Source organism: Streptomyces sp. NPDC043680 (assembly GCF_056436685.1).
In genome coordinates this window covers 154104-171914 of the sequence record NZ_JBWKCE010000013.1, presented here as the reverse complement: position 1 = coordinate 171914, position 17811 = coordinate 154104, and the positions used below count along the sequence as shown (strand labels likewise).

At 72.5% G+C, this 17811-nt stretch carries 17 protein-coding genes; 10 read left to right on the top strand and 7 right to left on the bottom strand.

What is annotated here, in order from left to right; all coding sequences use genetic code 11:
- The 4 genes from AC0666_RS24545 to AC0666_RS24530 all read right to left on the bottom strand — a co-directional run.
- Positions 1-353 (bottom strand): ABC transporter substrate-binding protein (locus AC0666_RS24545; RefSeq protein ID WP_478708293.1); only part of this gene is annotated, 353 nt, incomplete at its 3' end.
- Positions 354-608: 255 nt separating this feature from the next.
- Positions 609-680, bottom strand: coding sequence for a putative leader peptide (locus AC0666_RS24540; protein WP_351157054.1), 72 nt, complete (start codon positions 678-680; stop codon positions 609-611).
- Positions 681-842: 162 nt separating this feature from the next.
- Positions 843-1301, bottom strand: a complete 459-nt coding sequence (locus tag AC0666_RS24535) for an RrF2 family transcriptional regulator (protein ID WP_468964356.1) — start codon at positions 1299-1301, stop codon at positions 843-845.
- A gap of 128 nt (positions 1302-1429) precedes the next feature.
- Positions 1430-2641 (bottom strand): acyl-CoA dehydrogenase family protein, encoded by a 1212-nt coding sequence (locus tag AC0666_RS24530; RefSeq protein WP_468964358.1) that lies wholly within the window; start codon positions 2639-2641, stop codon positions 1430-1432.
- A 534-nt stretch (positions 2642-3175) separates the two neighbouring features.
- On the opposite strand from AC0666_RS24530, the gene AC0666_RS24525 reads away from it, so the two are divergent.
- From AC0666_RS24525 to AC0666_RS24490, 8 genes are all read left to right on the top strand, one after another.
- Complete coding sequence (locus AC0666_RS24525; protein WP_468964359.1) at positions 3176-4180, top strand: amino acid ABC transporter permease; 1005 nt, start codon at positions 3176-3178, stop codon at positions 4178-4180.
- Positions 4177-4953 (top strand): amino acid ABC transporter ATP-binding protein, encoded by a 777-nt coding sequence (locus AC0666_RS24520; protein ID WP_478708292.1) that lies wholly within the window; start codon positions 4177-4179, stop codon positions 4951-4953. Before AC0666_RS24525 ends, AC0666_RS24520 begins: the two co-directional genes overlap by 4 nt.
- Before the next feature lie 52 nt (positions 4954-5005).
- On the top strand, positions 5006-6022 hold the full coding sequence (locus tag AC0666_RS24515; protein WP_468964363.1) for a transporter substrate-binding domain-containing protein: 1017 nt from the start codon (positions 5006-5008) through the stop codon (positions 6020-6022).
- A 240-nt stretch (positions 6023-6262) separates the two neighbouring features.
- A complete protein-coding gene (locus AC0666_RS24510; protein WP_478708291.1) occupies positions 6263-7495 on the top strand; it encodes an LLM class flavin-dependent oxidoreductase in 1233 nt (410 codons plus the stop codon).
- Between the two features lie 23 nt (positions 7496-7518).
- Complete coding sequence (locus AC0666_RS24505; RefSeq protein WP_468964367.1) at positions 7519-8898, top strand: NtaA/DmoA family FMN-dependent monooxygenase; 1380 nt, start codon at positions 7519-7521, stop codon at positions 8896-8898.
- Positions 8895-9941, top strand: a complete 1047-nt coding sequence (locus AC0666_RS24500) for an LLM class flavin-dependent oxidoreductase (protein WP_478708290.1) — start codon at positions 8895-8897, stop codon at positions 9939-9941. Before AC0666_RS24505 ends, AC0666_RS24500 begins: the two co-directional genes overlap by 4 nt.
- An 11-nt stretch (positions 9942-9952) precedes the next feature.
- Positions 9953-11095 (top strand): LLM class flavin-dependent oxidoreductase, encoded by a 1143-nt coding sequence (locus AC0666_RS24495; RefSeq protein ID WP_468964370.1) that lies wholly within the window; start codon positions 9953-9955, stop codon positions 11093-11095.
- Positions 11096-11642: 547 nt separating this feature from the next.
- Positions 11643-12242 carry an NPCBM/NEW2 domain-containing protein gene (locus AC0666_RS24490; protein WP_468964372.1) on the top strand — a complete coding sequence of 200 codons (600 nt, stop codon included), beginning with the start codon at positions 11643-11645 and terminating at the stop codon, positions 12240-12242.
- 140 nt (positions 12243-12382) lie between these two features.
- Here AC0666_RS24490 and AC0666_RS24485 read toward each other — a convergent pair whose 3' ends face one another.
- Together AC0666_RS24485 and AC0666_RS24480 are read right to left on the bottom strand one after the other, a co-directional pair.
- Positions 12383-13081 (bottom strand): sigma-70 family RNA polymerase sigma factor, encoded by a 699-nt coding sequence (locus AC0666_RS24485; RefSeq protein ID WP_478708289.1) that lies wholly within the window; start codon positions 13079-13081, stop codon positions 12383-12385.
- Positions 13082-13227: 146 nt separating this feature from the next.
- Positions 13228-13923: a hypothetical protein gene (locus AC0666_RS24480; RefSeq protein WP_478708288.1), complete on the bottom strand. Its 696-nt coding sequence runs from the start codon at positions 13921-13923 to the stop codon at positions 13228-13230.
- A 244-nt stretch (positions 13924-14167) separates the two neighbouring features.
- Here AC0666_RS24480 and AC0666_RS24475 point away from each other — a divergent pair, with 244 nt between their 5' ends.
- Together AC0666_RS24475 and AC0666_RS24470 are read left to right on the top strand one after the other, a co-directional pair.
- Positions 14168-15388 (top strand): MFS transporter, encoded by a 1221-nt coding sequence (locus AC0666_RS24475; protein WP_468964378.1) that lies wholly within the window; start codon positions 14168-14170, stop codon positions 15386-15388.
- Complete coding sequence (locus AC0666_RS24470; RefSeq protein WP_468964380.1) at positions 15385-16473, top strand: sugar ABC transporter permease; 1089 nt, start codon at positions 15385-15387, stop codon at positions 16471-16473. The genes AC0666_RS24475 and AC0666_RS24470 overlap by 4 nt, the downstream gene beginning before the upstream one ends.
- Here the strand turns inward: AC0666_RS24470 and AC0666_RS24465 are convergent.
- Positions 16460-17668, bottom strand: a complete 1209-nt coding sequence (locus AC0666_RS24465; RefSeq protein ID WP_468964382.1) for an acyl-CoA dehydrogenase family protein — start codon at positions 17666-17668, stop codon at positions 16460-16462. The two genes, AC0666_RS24470 and AC0666_RS24465, sit on opposite strands and share 14 nt — an antisense overlap.
- Between the last annotated feature and the right edge of the window lie 143 nt (positions 17669-17811).

Here is a 17811-nt window from a genome sequence, read left to right as displayed (position 1 = left end):
ATCGAGGGGGAGGGGCCGATGAACCCGATGTCGAGAGAGCCGCCGTTGAGGGCTTCGATCTCGGAGGGGCCGGCGTTGAAGGACTGCGGCTTGATCGCGGTGGCGCCGAGCTCCTTGGCGATCAGGCCTTCCTGGAGGCCGACCAGCGCGGTGGCGTGCGTCAGGTTCGGGAAGTACCCGATACGGACCTCGGAAGCGGAGAGCTTCTTGCCCTCGGCGGCGGCGGGAGCGGCGGACGCCTTCGAGTCTTCCTTCACGGCCTCGGAACCGTAGCCGCAGGCGGTGAGGAGCAGGGGAAGCGCCGCTGTGACGGCGATGGTGCGCAGGGTGGCGAGCGGTCTTGCGGCAGACACGGGGTGGCCTTTCACGGGATGGTGTTCAGGGGGAACGGAGCTGGGCGACGCGAAGCCATCGGCACACACGGCAGCCGCTCGCGGCCTTCGGCGGCGGGACCGCGGTCTCAGGCCGAGGAACGGAGAGGTGTCGGACGCCCGTGCTCGACGGCACGCGGGCGGTGAGGTCGGCTCAAGGGCACGCCCGGCCGACGGAGACGGACCGGGACAGCGCTCAGTGGCGCACTACGCGGAGCCGGGGCCCGGCGAAGGGTGTCAGCCGGGCTGACAGATGGCGCTGGACGTACGGACCAGGTCGATGTGGCGGCGGGAGGTCAGAGGCAGCATCCGGCCTGCGTGGTGCAGTGTTCGCACGGCCACCTCCCCGATTCCTAGTTTTCCCACCTGGTTGGTAGGCATCTTGGCAGAGGCGGACACTCGCCCCAAGAGACCGATCGCATGCTGGACGACGATGTCTCGCTATGCGAGAAAGTGCAGGTGGGGCAGGGGTCAGGGATTGGTCCAGGCCCCGGGGGTATCCGCCAGTGCCGATACGACAGAGGGCAGGCGGGAAGAGGCGACGTCGGCGAGTGATACGCCGTCGAGGATCTCGCGCACGTTGGCCCGCAGTGCGATCCACAGGGGGAGGAGCGACTCGGCGGGGCCGGTGTAGGACAGGTCCGGTGGGCGGACCCCACGTACCGAGACGAGCGGCCCGTCCACGACGCGGATGACATCCGCGATGCTGATGGACTGGGCGGGCTTGGCCAGCCGGTAGCCGCCGTTGCCGCCGCGCTGGCTGAGCACGAGGCCGCCTCGGCGCATGTCGTTCAGGATGCCCTCAAGGAACTTGTGCGGGATGTCCTGAGCCTCGGCAATGGCTTCGGCCTTCACCGGCCCGCCATCCTGTGACGCGGCGAGCTGCAGCGCGGCACGTACCGCATAGTCCGCCCTGGCTGAGATCCGCATGGGGCCATTATCCGGCATGGATTCGGCCGGCGTCGGTCGTGGTGGCCGCAGGCTGCCAGGTGGGTGGCCGTGCCCGGCGGTCGAGGGGCTCAGGTCGCGGATCCGCAACCTGAGCGGTGCCCCGGCGGTCAGTGGAAGGTCGCCGCCACCGTGCGGTGGGAGCCGTTGAGGTAGTGCTCGCCGATGGAGCGCAGGCGGTGCGCGGCCGGACGGTGGGCTGTCAGGACCCGGGCGTTGCGCCAGAACCGGTCCAGGCCGGGGGCGTCGGCGAGTTCCAGCACCCGGGCGGTGATGTGCAGGGTGGCCTTCGACATCACGGCCTCGGCCGTGGCGACCAGGGCGGCGACGCCCGCGGGTACCTCGGCATCGAGCTGGGCACCCGTGGTGAGGGCCTGCGCCATCACCTCCGTCGCCCGGTCGACCACGGCGGTGGCCGTCTGGGCGGCGGAGGCGAGTTCCCCGTACGTCAGGAAGAGGTCCGGGTCCTCCCCGGGCAGCCGGTGTGCGCGGCCGCCCCTGCTGAGATCGCGGGCTTCGGTGAGGGCGCCCTCGGCGATGCCGAGGCCGACGTGGCACAGGGCGAGCCGGAGCGCCGGCTCCGCGAGCGCGGTGAAGGGAGCCGTCGACTCCTCGTCCTGCGGCCGCCGGCCCAGGACCTGCACCGGCGTGAGGGTGACCCTGTCCAGGACCACCTCGCCCGCGCCGGCGACCCGCTGTCCGAGACGATCAAGGGCGGGTACGGCGGTCACGCCCTGTGCGCCGGGTGGGATCCGTACGACCAGGACGTCGCCGGTCGCGGCACAGACGGCGTCCACCACGATCTGGTCGGCTTCGGCCACCGCGGTGTCCAGGGACCGGCGCCCGTTCAGCAGGTAACCGGCGGCGCGCGGCCTCAGTGTGAGGTCCGGTCCCTCGGTGTGGCCGTGGGGTGCGGGAGTGCGGACCGCCCCGGTCCACAGCCACCGCTCGCGCACCGACTCCTCTTCGAGGGCGGTCGCCTGCTCGTGATCCGCGTAGAAGCGTCCACCCCAGGCGTGTACGTAGTGGCGGGCGAGTAGCTCGCCGACCGAGCTGTCCGCTGCGGCGATCTCCCGTATGACGGCGCATCCGGTACGCCAGTCCGCCCCGCGGCCGGGCCCGGGTGGGGTGAGGGCCGCCGGCAGGCCGGCCTCGCGCAGCCGGGCCGTCTCGTCGGTCGGCGGCCTGCCCGCCTGATCACGGACGATGGCGTCGGCGGCCAGGTCGTCCGCCACGTCGCGGGCGGTACGCAGGAGCGCGCGGCGCCGCTCGTCGGCGGATCGGAGTCCGGAGGGGCTGGGTGTCGTCCGTGTGGGCGTCACCGGCAGGTCCCGGTGCCGCCGTGGGGCGCGGGGGCTGGGCGGACAGCGGTGCCAGGGGGCATGGCGGTGGTCATGTCGGCTACTCCGGAACGTTGTTGGGTGGCTTCGGCCGGTGCACCGAATCCCCACCTTTCCCATCGGATTGGTAGGGATACTCGCCCGAAGCGGCCTTCCCCGGCAAGAGCGTGACCGGATGGTGGACCATCCGATCTCGGGATGAAAGACGCTGCAGGTGAGCGGCCGGTCTGGGCGCGGATCGCAGGGTGAATGACCGTCAGGGAGTGCGGCAGCGCGGCAGCCTCTACCTCCTGGCCCACATCCGAAGGTGCGGGCGTGTACCCCGCGGACCCCTTCCCCCGGTTGTGCCCGGGCTGTGAACGAAAGCCCGGTTCATTTCACCGGAAGGCGTTGTGTGTACGGCGGATGAAATTGCCGCAGGATTCTTCGCATACCGATTTAAGGCCCGTTGACAGCCCTTCTCCGGGCTGTCTAGCTTACGCCGCAGATCACGACATCAGCGGCCCTCCACCCGGCATGACGGCTGCTTTTCGATTCCTCGATTCGTCGAATGCGGCTGGAGTTCCCTTGACAGAATCGCTTGTCCTCACCGCGCCCCCGAGGCCGCCGACGGCGGCGGAGCGGGCCCTCCCGCTCCGCCGGCCCGGGCGGTGGATCGCCACCGCCGTCGTGCTGGTGCTCGTCTCCCAGACCGCCCACGGGCTGCTGACCAATCCCTTCTACCAATGGGACCGCTTCGCCTACTGGTTCGTCCGGCCGGTCATCCTGGAGGGTCTGTTCATCACCCTCCAGGTGGCCGCGTACAGCGCGGTCCTGGGCCTCGCGGGAGGCATCCTGCTCGCCCTCGGCAGGCTTTCCGCGAACCCCGTACTCCGGTCGGTGAGCTGGACGTACATCTGGCTGCTGCGCTCCGTGCCGCTGATCGTGGTCCTGCTCTTCCTCTACAACCTCAGCGCCCTCTATCCCACCTTGAGCATCGGGGTGCCCTTCGGGCCCGCCTTCTTCACCTTCGACGAGTCGCGGCCGGCCACCGACATCGTGGTGGCGGTCGTGGGACTGAGCCTGAGCGAAGCGGCGTACGCGGCCGAGGTGGTTCGGGCGGGGCTGCTCTCCGTCGACCAGGGCCAGCACGAGGCGGCGGCCGCGCTGGGACTGCCCAAGCGGTACCAGTTCGCCCGGATCGTCTTCCCCCAGGCGTTGCGCTCCATCGTCCCCGCCTACGTCAACCAGCTGATCGGGCTGGTCAAAGCCACCTCGCTGGTCTTCTACGTATCGCTGCTCGACCTCTTCGGCACGGTGCAGAGCCTCGGCAGTACCTACTCCGGCGACGTGGTGCCGCTGCTGCTGGTGGCCACCTTCTGGTACGTGGTCCTCACCAGCGTCCTCTCGGTCGTCCAGTTCTACGTCGAGCGGCACTACGCGCGCGGCGCGCTGCGCACCCCGGCGCCCACCCCCCTGCAGCGGGCCCGAACGGGCCTGCGCGATCTCCGGGACCGCTTCCGGAAGGAGACGGCGCGATGACCACCGCCCTGCGGGCCGCCGCGATCGAGGTCCACGACGTGCACAAGTGGTACGGCCGACAGCAGGTACTCGACGGGGTGAGCCTGACGCTGCGACCGGGTACGGTCACCGCGATCCTCGGCCGCTCCGGTTCCGGCAAGTCCACCCTGCTGCGGGTCATCAACCACCTGGAGAAGCCCGATGCCGGCTACGTCAGCGTGGGCGGGGAGCTGATCGGCGTCACGCGGCACCGGGGGCGGCTGAGGGAGCTGAGCGAACGGGCCATCCTCACCCAGCGGGGGCGGATCGGCTTCGTCTTCCAGAACTTCAACCTCTTCCCGCACCTGACCGTGCTGGACAACGTCGCAGCGGCCCCGGTGGCCACCGGCAGGCTGCCGCAGCCGCAGGCCCGTGCCCTGGCACGCGACCTCCTGGCGTGCGTCGGGCTCGGCGACCGGACCGGCGCCTACCCGCGCCAGCTGTCCGGCGGCCAGCAGCAGCGCGTGGCCATCGCCCGCGCCCTGGCGCTGCGGCCCGGAGTCATCCTCTTCGACGAGCCCACCTCCGCGCTCGACCCCGAACTCGTCGGCGAGGTGCTGTCCGTGATCAAGGACCTGGCCACCGGCGGCACCACGCTGGTCATCGTCACGCACGAGATCGGCTTCGCCCGCGAGGTGGCCGACGAGGTCGTCTTCCTCGACGGCGGCCGCATCGTCGAACAGGGCCCGCCCGAGCACGTACTGGACCGGCCTGCCCATCCCCGTACGCGGGAGTTCCTGAGCAAGGTGCTCTGACTGCGCCCCGCCCCGCCCGCCCCACCGGCCTTCCGAACCGAAAAGGAACACCATGCAACGCCGACGCTCCCTGCGCACCAGATTCGTCCGCGGCCTCGGCGCCGCCACCGCCACCGTGGCGCTGGCCTCCGGCCTCACCGCGTGCGGGGGCGACGCCGAGGCCACCGGGCCGGACTCGGGCAAGGTCACCGTCGGCGCGGTGTCCAACGGTGCCGCCCGGCAGACCGAGCTGTCCGTCCCGGTGGTCGAGTCCCTGCGTGCCCAGCTGCCCGCGGAAGTCCGCGGGCGCGGTGAACTCCTCATCGGTGTCGGCGCGCTGCCCGCCGGTTTCCCGCCGCTGGCGTACGTCGGCACCGACCAGAAGACCCTGACCGGCACGGAACCGGACCTCGGCCGCCTGGTGGCCGCGACGCTCGGGCTCAAGCCGGTGGTGAAGAACTCCACCTGGGAGAACCTCTTCGTCGGCATCGACGGCGGCAAGGTGGACGTGGCCTTCACGAACGTCACGGTCACGGAGGAGCGCAAGAAGAAGTACGAGTTCGCCTCCTACCGGCAGGACAACCTGGCCTTCGAGGCGCTGAAGGACAACCCCTGGAACTTCGGCGGCGACTACCGCAACCTCGCCGGCAAGACGGTCGCGGTCAGCTCGGGCACCAACCAGGAGAAGATCCTGCTGGAGTGGCAGAAGAAGCTCCGGGCCGAGGGCAAGGACATCACCGTCAAGTACTTCCCCGACGCCAACAGCACCTACCTGGCCCTCAGTGGCAAGAAGATCGACCTCAGCTTCGGCCCGAACCCGTCCATCGCCTACCACATCACCCAGACGGCGAGCGGCAGTGCACCCACCCGCAACGCGGGCTCCTTCTCCGGCGCAGGCGAGTCGCTCCAGGGCCTGATCGCAGCGACCGCGAAGAAGGACAGCGGACTCGCCGAGCCGGTGGCGGAGGCGATCAACCACCTGATCAAGAACGGCCGGTACGCGCAGCTGCTCGCCGCCTGGAATTTGTCCAACGAGGCCGTCACCACCTCGGAGGTCAACCCGCCGGGCCTGCCGGTGACCAACTCCTGAAACCGGCACCGGAGGCCGGCTGTCCGCGCCGTCGCCCCGTCCTTCATGGCGGTCCGCGCGCCCGGCAACACCGCTGCCAACTCCTCTTAATATTCCGGTCATTGTATGGCACCGCTATCGGGCGTAGCGTTTCCAGGAGAAATGGTGACGGGCCTCTTCCCGGCCCTCTCGTACGCCCTCACATTCGCGACGCGCATCGGCCTCCTTTTCGCCCGGCCGATCAGGAAGGCGTAATTCGACGTGTCCTCATCCCCGTCCGCATCCGCATTCACATCAGCATCCTCCGAACCGCTGCACCTCGCCGTCGCGCTCGACGGCGCCGGCTGGCACCCTGCCGCCTGGCGCGAGCCGGGTGCCCGGCCCGGCGAACTCTTCACGGCCCGCTACTGGGCCGAGGTCGTGGCCGAGGCCGAAGCCGGACTGCTCGACTTCGTCACCTTCGAGGACTCCCTCGCCCTCCAGTCGTCCTCGGCGGACGGACCCGACCGGCGCACGGACCAGGTCCGCGGGCGGCTGGACGCGGTACTCACCGCCGCCCGCGTCGCACCGCTGACCCGGCACATCGGACTGGTCCCGAGCGTGACCGCCACCCACACCGAGCCCTTCCACATATCCAAGGCGATCGCCACCCTGGACCACGTCAGCCGCGGACGTGCGGGCCTGCGCATCCAGGTGTCGCAACTGGCCCACGAAGGGCGCCACTTCGGACGTCGGGCGGTCGCGCTCCCCGAGGCGGAGTCCTACGAGGAGGCCGCCGACCACATCGAGGTGATCCGACGGCTGTGGGACAGCTGGGACGACGACGCCGAGATCCGGGACGTGGCCACCGGCCGGTTCGTCGACCGCGACAAGCTGCACTACATCGACTTCGAGGGCCGTCACTTCAGTGTCAGGGGCCCGTCGATCACCCCCCGCCCGCCGCAGGGGCAGCCCGTCGTCACCGCGTCGGGGGCGCTCGGCGGCGGCAATGCGCACGGCGGCGGCAGCGGGGCGTACGGCCTCATCGCCCGGTCCACGGATGTCGGGTACATCGCCGCGCGTGACGCCGAGGGCGCCCGCGCCGCGGTCACGGAGATCCGGCGGGCCCGGGAGTCCGCCGGGCTCGCGGCGCAGCCGCTGCACCTCTTCGCGGACCTCACCGTGTTCCTGGACGAGGACGCCCCGGCGGCCGAAGCGCGCCGCAGCCGCCTGGACGCACGCGCGGGCGCCTCGTACAGCAGTGACACGGCGATCTTCACCGGGACCACGGCGCAGCTGGCGGACCTGCTCCAGGACTGGCGGACGGCCGGCCTGTCGGGGTTCCGGCTGCGGCCGGGCGCACTCGCCGACGACCTGCCCGCGATCACCCGCGGGCTCGTACCGGAGCTCCAGCGACGCGGGATCTTCCGCCGCGCGTACGAGGCGGACACCCTGCGCGGACTGCTGGGCCTGGAGCGCCCGGCCGGCCGCTATACCGCCCACCCCGCCGCCTGATCCCGGACCCGTAAGGACCCGTCATGAGTAGCGAACCGCTCAAGCAGATCCATCTCGCGGCCCACTTCCCGGGCGTCAACAACACCACCGTGTGGAGCGATCCGGCGGCCGGCAGCCACATCGACTTCGACTCGTTCGTCCACTTCGCGCAGACCGCCGAACGCGCCAAGTTCGACTTCCTCTTCCTCGCCGAGGGGCTGCGGCTGCGCGAACAGGGCGGAAATATATACGACTTGGATGTGGTCGGCCGTCCCGACACCTTCACGGTGCTCGCCGCTCTGGCGGCCGTCACCGAGCGTCTCGGGCTTACCGGAACGATCAACTCCACCTTCAACGAGCCCTACGAGGTGGCCCGCCAGTTCGCCTCGCTGGACCACCTGTCCGAGGGTCGGGCTGCCTGGAACGTGGTCACCTCCTGGGACGCGTTCACCGGCGAGAACTTCCGGCGCGGCGGATTCCTGCCGCGCGAGGAGCGCTACTCCCGCGCGAAGGAGTTCCTGGCCACCGCGACCGAGCTGTTCGACTCCTGGGACGGCACCGAGATCCTCGCCGACCCCGATTCGGGCGCCTTCCTGCGGGATGCGCGGGCCGGGGCCTTCGCCCACCAGGGGCAGCACTTCGACATCGAGGGCCACTTCAACGTTCCGCGCAGCCCGCAAGGCCGGCCGGTGATCTTCCAGGCGGGCGACTCCGACGAGGGCCGCGAGTTCGCCGCCTCCTCCGCCGACGCGATCTTCGGCCGGTACGGGACGCTCGACGAGGGCCGGGCGTTCTACGCCGACGTCAAGCGCCGGTTGGCCGCGTACGGGCGCAGCCACGACGAGTTGAAGATCCTGCCCGCCGCCACCTTCGTCCTCGGCGACACCGACGCCGAGGCACACGAGCTCGCCCACGAGGTGCGCCGCCTCCAGGTCAGTGGGCAGACCGCGATCAAGTACCTGGAGCACGTCTGGAACCGGGACCTGTCCGGCTACGACCCGGACGGCCCGCTGCCCGACATCGATCCGGAGACCGGTGAGAACACCGTCGCCCTCGGGCGGGCGAGCGTCCGCCAGTTCCGCGACCCGCTCGAAACCGCCCGGCAGTGGCGCGCGCTCGCCGAGGCCAAGAACCTCTCGATCCGGGAGCTGGTCATCGCCACCACCTCCGGCCAGACCTTCGTGGGCTCCGCGGCCACCGTCGCCGAGCAGATCGACGCGCTGGTGCAGGCGGACGCGGCCGACGGCTTCATCCTGGTCCCCCACATCACCCCGGGCGGCCTGGACGTCTTCGCCGACACCGTCGTCCCGCTGCTGCAGGAACGGGGGGTCTTCCGCACCGAGTACGCCGGCACCACCCTGCGCGAACACCTCGGGCTCGCGGTGCCCCAGGTGCCTTCCGACAGGCAGGCCGCGGCCTCGTGAAGTTTTTCGCCATCACCCTGATCACGGACTCCGCGGACCCGGCGACGGGCGCCCCCACACCCACCCGTGAGCGCTTCCGCGAGGTGGTCGCCGCCGCGCTGCTGGCGGAGGAGCTCGGCTTCGACGGCTTCGGGGTCGGCGAGCGCCACGAGCGGCCGTTCCTGTCGTCCTCGCCGCCCGTGGTGCTCAGCCACATCGCCGCGCTGACCCGCCGGATCCGGCTGTTCACCGCCGTGACCACCCTGAGCCTGCTGGACCCGGTGCGGGCGTACGAGGACTACGCGACGCTCGACCACCTCTCCGACGGCCGCCTGGAGCTGATGATCGGCAAGGGCAACGGCTCGGCCCAGCGCGAGCTGTTCCAGGTGACCCCCGAGGACCAGTGGGAGCGCAACGCCGAGGGCTACGAGCTGTTCCGACGGATCTGGCGCGAGGACGAAGTGAGCGCCGAGCCGCGCTTCCGCCCCCCGCTGACCGGCGCCGAGGTACTGCCGAGGCCCTTCCAGCCGGCCCTGCGGGTCTGGCACGGCAGTGCAACCAGCCGGGAGTCCGTCGATCTCGCCGCGCGCTACGGAGACCCGCTGTTCTCGGCGAACGTCACCCACCCGATCGGTCCGTACGCCGAACTGATCCGCCACTACCGGGAACGCTGGGAGCACTACGGACACGATCCGGCGCACGCCGTCGTCGGCGCGGGGTCGGCCGGCTACCACGCGGCCCCCACCTCGCAGCAGGCGGTGGCGGCGTACCGGCCTGCGTTCGCCCGGTACCTCGCCTTGCACAAGCAGCAGCGTGTGGATCCCGTCTTCCCGACGCTGGAGGACTTCGTCGAGCGGAGCTCGGCACTGATCGGCAGCCCCCAGCAGGTGATCGAGAAGGTCCACCGCTACCACGAGGCCTTCGGCCACACGGCGCTGCACCTCCAGGCAGAGCCGGGCGGGCTCGCCCCCGCGGAGCACCGCGCATCCCTCGAACTCTTCCAGTCCCGGATCGCCCCGGTGCTGCGCCGCGAGATACCCGACCCCTCCTTCCCCGACCTGTAAGGAGCCCGGCCATGTCCGGCATCCCCCTCGGGGTCCTCGACCTCGTCCCGGTCCCGTCCGGTTCGACCGCTGCCGAGGCCCTGCACCACAGCATCGACCTCGCCCGGCAGACGGAGGCGTTCGGCTACGCCCGCTACTGGTTCGCCGAGCACCACCTCAATCCGGGGGTCGCCGGGACCTCCCCGGCGGTCGTGCTCGCGCTGACCGCCTCCGCGACCTCGACCATCCGGCTCGGCTCCGGCGCCGTCCAGCTCGGGCACCGCACCGCGCTGTCCACGGTCGAGGAGTTCGGCCTGATCGACGCGCTGCACCCCGGGCGCTTGGACCTGGGACTGGGCCGTTCGGCCGGCCGTCCGCAGCATGGGACCTCACCGACCCCTCCGTTCGAGGGGTACACCCCGAACGGGTTGCTCATTCCGGCCCGGTTCTCCTTCGCGCACCTGTTGGGCCATCCGCGGGTCGCGCTCCAGCAGAGGCTGCTGAACCTGCCCGGCGCCCAGCTGCAGGACTACGCCGAACAGGTCGAGGACGTCCTCGCGCTGCTGCGGGGCGAGTACCGCTCCCCGGAGGGGGTGGAGGCCCATGCCGTCCCGGGCGAGGGGGCCGACGTACAGGTGTGGATCCTGGGCAGCAGCGGCGGAGTCAGCGCCGAGACAGCGGGCCGCAACGGGCTGCGGTTCGCGGCCAATTACCACGTCAGCCCCGCTTCGGTGCTGGAGGCGGCCGAAGGCTACCGGGCCGCCTTCAAGCCGTCCGTCGAGCTCGACCGGCCGTACCTGACGGTGTCCGCCGACATCGTCGTCGCCGAGGACGACGCGACCGCCCGCGAACTGGCCACCGGATACGCCCCCTGGGTGCGCAGCATCCGTACGGCCGAGGGCGCCATCCCCTTCCCCACGCCCGCCGAGGCGCGCGCCCTGCCCTGGACCGAGGCGGACCGGAAACTGGTCGCCGACCGGGTGGAGACCCAGTTCGTCGGCTCGCCGCGGACCGTCGCCGATCACCTGGACCGACTGCAAGAGGCCACCGGGGCCGACGAGTTGCTGATCACCACCATCACGCACGACCATGCGGACCGGGTCCGCTCCTACCGCCTGCTGGCCGAGGAATGGCAGCGCCGCTCAGGCACCGGCCGAGCCGTCACCCGCTCTTGATGCCATGTGCACGGCCATCAGCCCGGCGCTCTCCGCATGATCGAACTCCGTCCACGAGAGCCAAGGCCCCCTGACGCCCAGCCGTCGCCACTTCCTCCCCGGGTCCGCGGCCACCCTCGGCCTCGCCGCGCTCCCCGCCGCGCCGGAGGCCCGGGCGGCGGCTCAGGCAGCCCGGGTCGCGACGAATCGACGGCCTGTCGGCCGCCCCGCTGCTCGCCGGAAGGCCGGACGGAGGTCGAGTTGTACGACCTCGCCTCCGACCTCGGCGAGCAACGCAACGTCGCCGACGCCCACCCGTCCGTGGTGACCGGCCTGGTCGCCCTCATGCGCTCCTCATGGGTGGACCCGTACGTCCGCAAGCACTTCGGGGTCCGCGCGCAGATCCAGGGGCCGGCAGTGCCCGGTCAAGCCTTCACGGTCACCGCGACCCTGGGCAACGGGTCGGGCAAGCCGTGGATACGCGCACTCCTCGCGCTGCGCGCCCCGGCAGGCCGGCAGGTCCAGGCGACCACCGCGACCGGCCAAGGGCGTGCTGGCCGCCGGAGCCGTGCTGACCACGTCCTGGTGGGTCACCCCGCCGGCGACGGCCACCCCCGCCACGCAGTGGCCGCTGACCGTCGACGGCACCGCGCAGTCACCGACCGGGCCGCTGCGCTACTCCACCCCCGAACGGGTCTCCACGGTGCCGGCGGCGCCGGTCGCCGACGCCTACCTGAGCGATCTCGCGTGGGTCTCGGCCGCCAACGGCTGGGGTCCGGTGGAACCCGACCGGTCCAACGGGGGAAGCGCGGCCGGGGACGGCACGCCGATCTCGTTCGGCGGAGTGACCTACGCCAAGGGCCTCGGCGTCCACGCACCCTCCGAGATCGTCTACCACCTCGGCGGAACGACGGACCGTTTCACCGCACTCGTCGGCATCGACGACTTCTCGACGAGCCAGGCCGCCACCGGCGCGACGAAGGCCTCGGTACGGGGCGACGGCAAGGCGCTGTTCACCACCGGCAAGCTGACCGGCGCGGGTGGTCCCGTGCAGGTGGACCTCGACGTACGCGGGGTGAAGCTGCTGCACCTGGTCGTCGAGGACGCCAACGCCAATTCGGCGCTCGACCACACCCCCTGGGCGCTCGCCCGGGTGACCGTGCGCTGAGGCGGCCAGGGCGGATCCTGGTCCGCGAGCACTGCTGTGGAGGTGCCGCGGAGGTGCCGCGCGGGAGGTGCCGCGCGGGAGGTGCCGCGCGGGAGGGGCCGGGGGATGGGCCGCCCCCTCCCGCTGCGGGGACCGCCTCGTCAGGCGGGCAATGCGACGGGCCTGGGGGCCAGGCCTCCCTCGGATTCGGTGCACCGGCGCTGCGGCGGTGCGGGACGGTCCCTGTGGGTGGAAGCCTCCGTGTCCGTGAGGAGCGATACGAGTGACGTGCGGGCGCGGGCGACCCGGGAGCGGACCGTGCCCACCGGGCAGCCGATGGCCTCGGCCGCTTCGGCGTAGGGCAGGCCGAGCAGCTGGGTGAGGACGAAGGCGTCCCGGCGTTCGGCCGGGATCGTCGCGAGGAGTTCTGCGAGGGCGATGCCGTCTTCGAAGCCGGGGACTCCCTGCGGCTGGGTCTGCTCGGCTGCGGTCTGCCAGTCGTGGCGGTCCGACAGCCGGGGCCGGGCGGCCGAGCGGCGGAGGCTGTCCACGACGGTGCGGCGGGCGATGGAGAGCAGCCAGGTGCGGGCGGAGGAGCGGCCCTCGAAGCGGGGCAGGGCGGCGAGGGCCCGGAGGAAGACGTCCTGGGCGAGGTCGTCGGCCGCCTGCGCGTCGGCGCTCAGGAAGGCGACGTACCGCCAGACGTCGCGGTGGAGGGCGCGTACGAAACGGTCCGTCTTCTCGGGGTCTCCGTCGCGGGCGGCCAGCGCGAGGCGGGTCACGGCCGCATCGCTGTCGGAGGTGTGCCGGGTCGACCGTCGGTCGGAGGCGGACTGCTGGGTGGTCAGGGCAGGGGTCATCGCCACAAGGTCCTTACGGGCAAAGGGTTTCCGGCGCAGCGCGAAGCGGTTCGGTGAGCCGGTGACGGGGTGTACGGCCTGCCGGAGGGCACGGCCGATGCCCGAGGCGTCGAAGAGGCTCCGGTGCGCGCTCGGGGAACCAGCTGTCAGAGGACAGCGGTTACCGCAGGCGGACCCCTTGAGGTGATGGCGTGGTCGAGGAGCAGCTGCCGCAGCGGGTGGCTTCGGCGTGCGCGGCGTACGGGGCCGGGCGGCCGGTGCGGGACCGGTGCAGGGGCGAAGAGCAGGCGCAGGGGCGTGCAGAACCACGCGGCGAGCACGCGCAGGAGCCGGAAGGCGGCCTGCTCGCCGTAGGCGAGCCACAGACCGGCGAGCACGGCCGCCAACAAGTGGGCTGCCAGCATCCCGGACGGTGACATCCCCGACATCTCGTGGCCGCTCGGCAGGACAGCGCCGACGGTACCGGCCGAGCCGTCCGTCATACCGTGCATGCCGTGCATGCCGGCCATGTCGTGCAAGCCGTGCGTGCCGTGGTGGGCGTGCACAGCCGTGTCCGCCACGGCGGTCGTCGCCGTGGTGCCGTGGGGTGGCTGGGACGCCGTTCCGTCCGGCAGGGCGGGGTGCGCGAGGGACTGGGCCAGGGAGAAGGCCGCGTGCAGCGCGGCCTGGACGGCCACGGTCGCCGCCGTGACGGCGAGCAGGCCGCGCTCCCGGTCGGCGAGGGACCAGGCCGCTGCTCCCGCACAGGGGAAGGCGGCGGCCACGGCCCACCAGGGGACGGGCATTCCCGACATGACGATGTGGCCGAGGGACGCGAGCAGCACACAGACGGCTGCGAACATCGCAGCCCGAACGGCTCGGGAACATTGGCCTGGCGTCATGGCGGGGCTCATCCTCGCATCACCTTCGCGGGCAGAGCACGAGGGTGCGCACGATCTGAGCATTTCCGGCCGTCCCGCATGCCACGCCTGTATCGGCCGCCCCGTGTGGCGCAGAACACAGCTCGGAGCGGGGAACCGGACCGGGTCTCCGTCCGACTGACTGCTTGATCTGGCGGACGTTCAACACCAGGGGAGTGAGGGGGCGGTGGCGGCGGTGGAGCGGCCTGCGACAGGTGAGGCGACGAAGGCGGACACCCGCGCGGACCGGGGGCTGACCGCGCTGCTCACCTGCGCGATGGCGTTCTCGATGCTGCAGTTGTTCCTGCTGGGCGCGCTCGGCCCGCGTCTGGTGGGGGAGTTGGGCATCTCGCCCGCCGTGCTCGGGCTCACGACGACGATCGGCTTCGGTACGGCCGCCGTGCTCTCACCTGCCGGTGGGCGGATCGTGGACCGGATGGGCCCGCGGCGCTCGCTGGTCGTTCTACTGTTCGTGTCTGCCGCGGCGCTCGCGCTGATAGGGGCCGCGCCCGGCGCCGGGCTGCTGCTGGGTGCGGTCGCCCTGGGCGGCGTACCGCAGGCGCTGGCCAACCCGGCCACGAACAAGGCCGTCCTCACCGCCGTCCCACCGGCCCGGCGGGGCGCAGTGACCGGCATGAAGCAGTCCGGCGTGCAGCTGGGGGCGTTCGCGGCCGGGCTGCCGCTCGTGGCACTCGCGGGCCGGCTGGGTTGGCGGGGCGCCGTGTGGACGGCCGCCGGAGCGGCGCTGGCGGCCGGCTGGTGGGCGCTGCGCTCGCTGCCGGCCGACCCCCCGCCCCCGAACGGTGCCGGGCCCCGCGCCTCGTTCGTCCCGCGCGGAGCGGTGGCCTGGCTCGCGGTCTTCTCGATGTTCCTGGGCTGCGGCATCGCCTCGGTCAACACCTATCTGGCCCTGTTCGGTGCACAGGAGCTGGGGATGGGCCCGACGGCGGCCGGAGCCCTGGTGGCGGTGCTGGGTGTGACCGGCATCGTCGGCCGGGTCGGCTGGTCGAAGGCGGCCCGGCCCGGGCGCGCGGAGTGGCTGCCCGGGTGGCTCGCCTGCGGCGCCTTCGGTGCGGCGGTGCTGCTCCTGGCGGCGGTGGCGGCGAGCCCGCTGGTGTGGGCCGGTGCAGCCGCCGTCGGGGTGTTCGCCGTCTCCGGGAACGCCGTCACGATGGTGCTCGTCATGCAGCGGGCCGCGCCCGGCCGGGCGGGCCAGGACTCGGCGCTGGCCGCCGCCGGCTTCTTCGCCGGTTTCGCGGTGGGGCCGCCGCTGTTCGGACTGCCGGCGGAGAGCGGCCGGTACGGGGCCGGATGGGCGGTGGTGGCGGTGGAGTTCGCGGCGGCGGCCGCGATCGCGTTCGTCTGGGCCGTACGGGACCGCCGTGCACGGTCGGGGGCGGCGAAGTGACGTCGCAGGACTGGGCCGGCCGCGGTCTCGCGGCGGTCGTCGATCGGGTAGGAGTGACCGCGGCGGAGGTCGGCGTCCGGTATCCCTTGTACGCCGACCCCGGTGACGGGACGTGGACGACGACCGGCCGCGGCTCCTGGGCCGGAGGCTTCTGGGCCGGGCTGCTGTGGTTGCGGGCCCGGCACACCGGCGAGGAGGCGGATCGGCGGGCGGCCGCCGCGTGCACGGCCCGGCTGGCGCCGTGGGTGGAGGCGGACACCGCCGCCCGAGGCCTGATCTTCTGGTACGGCACCGCGCTGGCCGAGGACGACACCGCTGCCGCGGCCCTGCGGGAGCGCGCCGCCGGGGCCTGCCTGGCGGCCTACGAGCCCGAGCCCGGCATGGTGCCGTGGGGCGGCGCCTTCGGGGGGCCCCGCATGCTGGCCCGGGTGGACGGCGTGCCGGGGATGGTGCCCCTGCTGGCCGGAGCCGGATCCGAGGGAGCGGCTGTCGCGGCCGCCCATCTGCACCGGCACCTCGATTTCTGTCTCGGCGAGGGCCCCGTTCAGGGTCAGTGGTCGTACCCGGCCTGGAGTTTCGACAGCGCGACCGGGTGGGAGCCCCGCGCGGACCCGCCCGCGGACTGGAGCCGAGGGCATGCCTGGCTGCTGCTGGCGGTGTCCGACGGGCTGCTCCGCCCCGAAGCCCTCGTGGGGCAGGAGTGGTTCGCGGAGGCGGCTGAGCGGATGCTCGCCGAGGGGGAGTTCCTGACCGGTCCCCTGGTGGCGCCGGCCGAGACGGCCCGGCCGCAGGGGCCGCTCGACACCTCGGCCGCCGCGATCGCCGCGGTCGCCCTGCTGAAGCTCGCCCGGGTGCCCGGGCCGAGGGCGGCGGCGTGCTCGGACCGGGCCGTGGCGATCCTGCGTCGCCTGGCCGAGGCGCATCTGTCCGGCGGGGAGGCGGGCCGGCCCGCCGGGATGCTGCTGGACGGCTGCTACGACGCCGGCAAGGGTCTGGCCGTCCGGCACGAGCTCGTCTGGGGCGACTTCTTTCTCGCGCTGGGGCTGGCCGCCCTGGCCGGCGTCGTCGACCTCACCCGCGTGTAGCTGCCTGCGGACCGTACCCGCGCAGGACCCGGCGGGCCACGGAGGTGATGTGCAGCTCGTCCGGCCCGTCGAGGATGCGGGCCGCGCGCCCGGTGCGGAACAGGGCGGGCAGCGGCGTATCCGGTCCGAGTCCGGCGGCGCCGTGGACCTGGATGGCGGAGTCCGTGACCTGCTGCAGCATGCGTGCGGCGGCGACCTTGGCGAGACCGACCTCGACCCGGGCGTCCCGTCCCGCGTCGATCAGCGCGACCGCCTCGTGGACGAGGGGGCGGGTCGTTCGCAGCGCGAGCAGGGCGTCGAAGACGTGCTGCTGGACCAGCTGGTGGTCGGCGAGCGGCCCGCGGGAACCGGTTCGGGTGGCGGCTCGCTCGCCCATGATGTCGAAGGCGCGCTGGGCCTGCCCGAGCCAGCGCAGACAGCGCAGCGTCCGCCCGAGCTGCAGCCGCTCCCCGGCGATCGTGAGCGCTTGGCCCGGCTCGCCGACGATGTGGTCGGCCGGCACCGTGACCCGGTCGAGTGCGATCTCGTACTGACCCGTTGCGCCGAACACGGGGAGTGCGCGGACGACACGGAATCCGGGGGCGGAGGTGGGTACGAGCAGCAGGGACAGGCCCTCGCGGTCGCCTGCGGACCCGGAGGTCCGGGCCAGTACGGTGACCAGATCGGCGTCGGCGGCCCCCGAGGTGAACCACTTGCGGCCCGTGAGGCGCCAGCTGCCGTCCGCCTGGCGCTCGGCCCTGGTGGCGGTCAGGAACGGGTCGGTGCCGGGCGCATCCGGCTCGGTCATGGCGTAGCAGGTGCGTATCTCGCCCGCGACCAGGGCCTTCAGATATGCGTCACGTATGCGCGGGGTGCCGTGGCGGGCCAGCATCGTCACGTCGAGCAGGGGAGCCGAGCCGAGCGCGGCCGGGCCGTGTTCGCTCGCGCCCTCGGCCTCGGCCACCTCCGCGTAGGCGCGCAGCGGCAGGCCGCCGCCGCCCAGTTCGGCCGGGAGGGGGAGGGCCCACAGGCCCGCGCCCTTCGCCCCCTCGCGCAAGCCGCCGAGCGCCGCGGTCGCGGCCTCCCCGCCGGCGTCGAGGACCGTCTCGTACGGGATCACCCGGGACCGTACGAACTCCGTTACCGCTCCCCTCAACACGGTCGCGGCCGTGCCCTGTTGGGAGGTCGCCGGCTCGGTTCCGGTGTGCTGCACCACTGCTCATTCCTCCAGCTGCCCGGGAACCCGGGGGAACTCTTGTCCGACTGTCTGTCCGTAGAAGGGGTCGGGCGCCGAGGCTTCCGGGTTCCCGCCCTGTGAACACCACCCCGGCAGCGGCTACCGCCGCTCCAGGAGGAGGA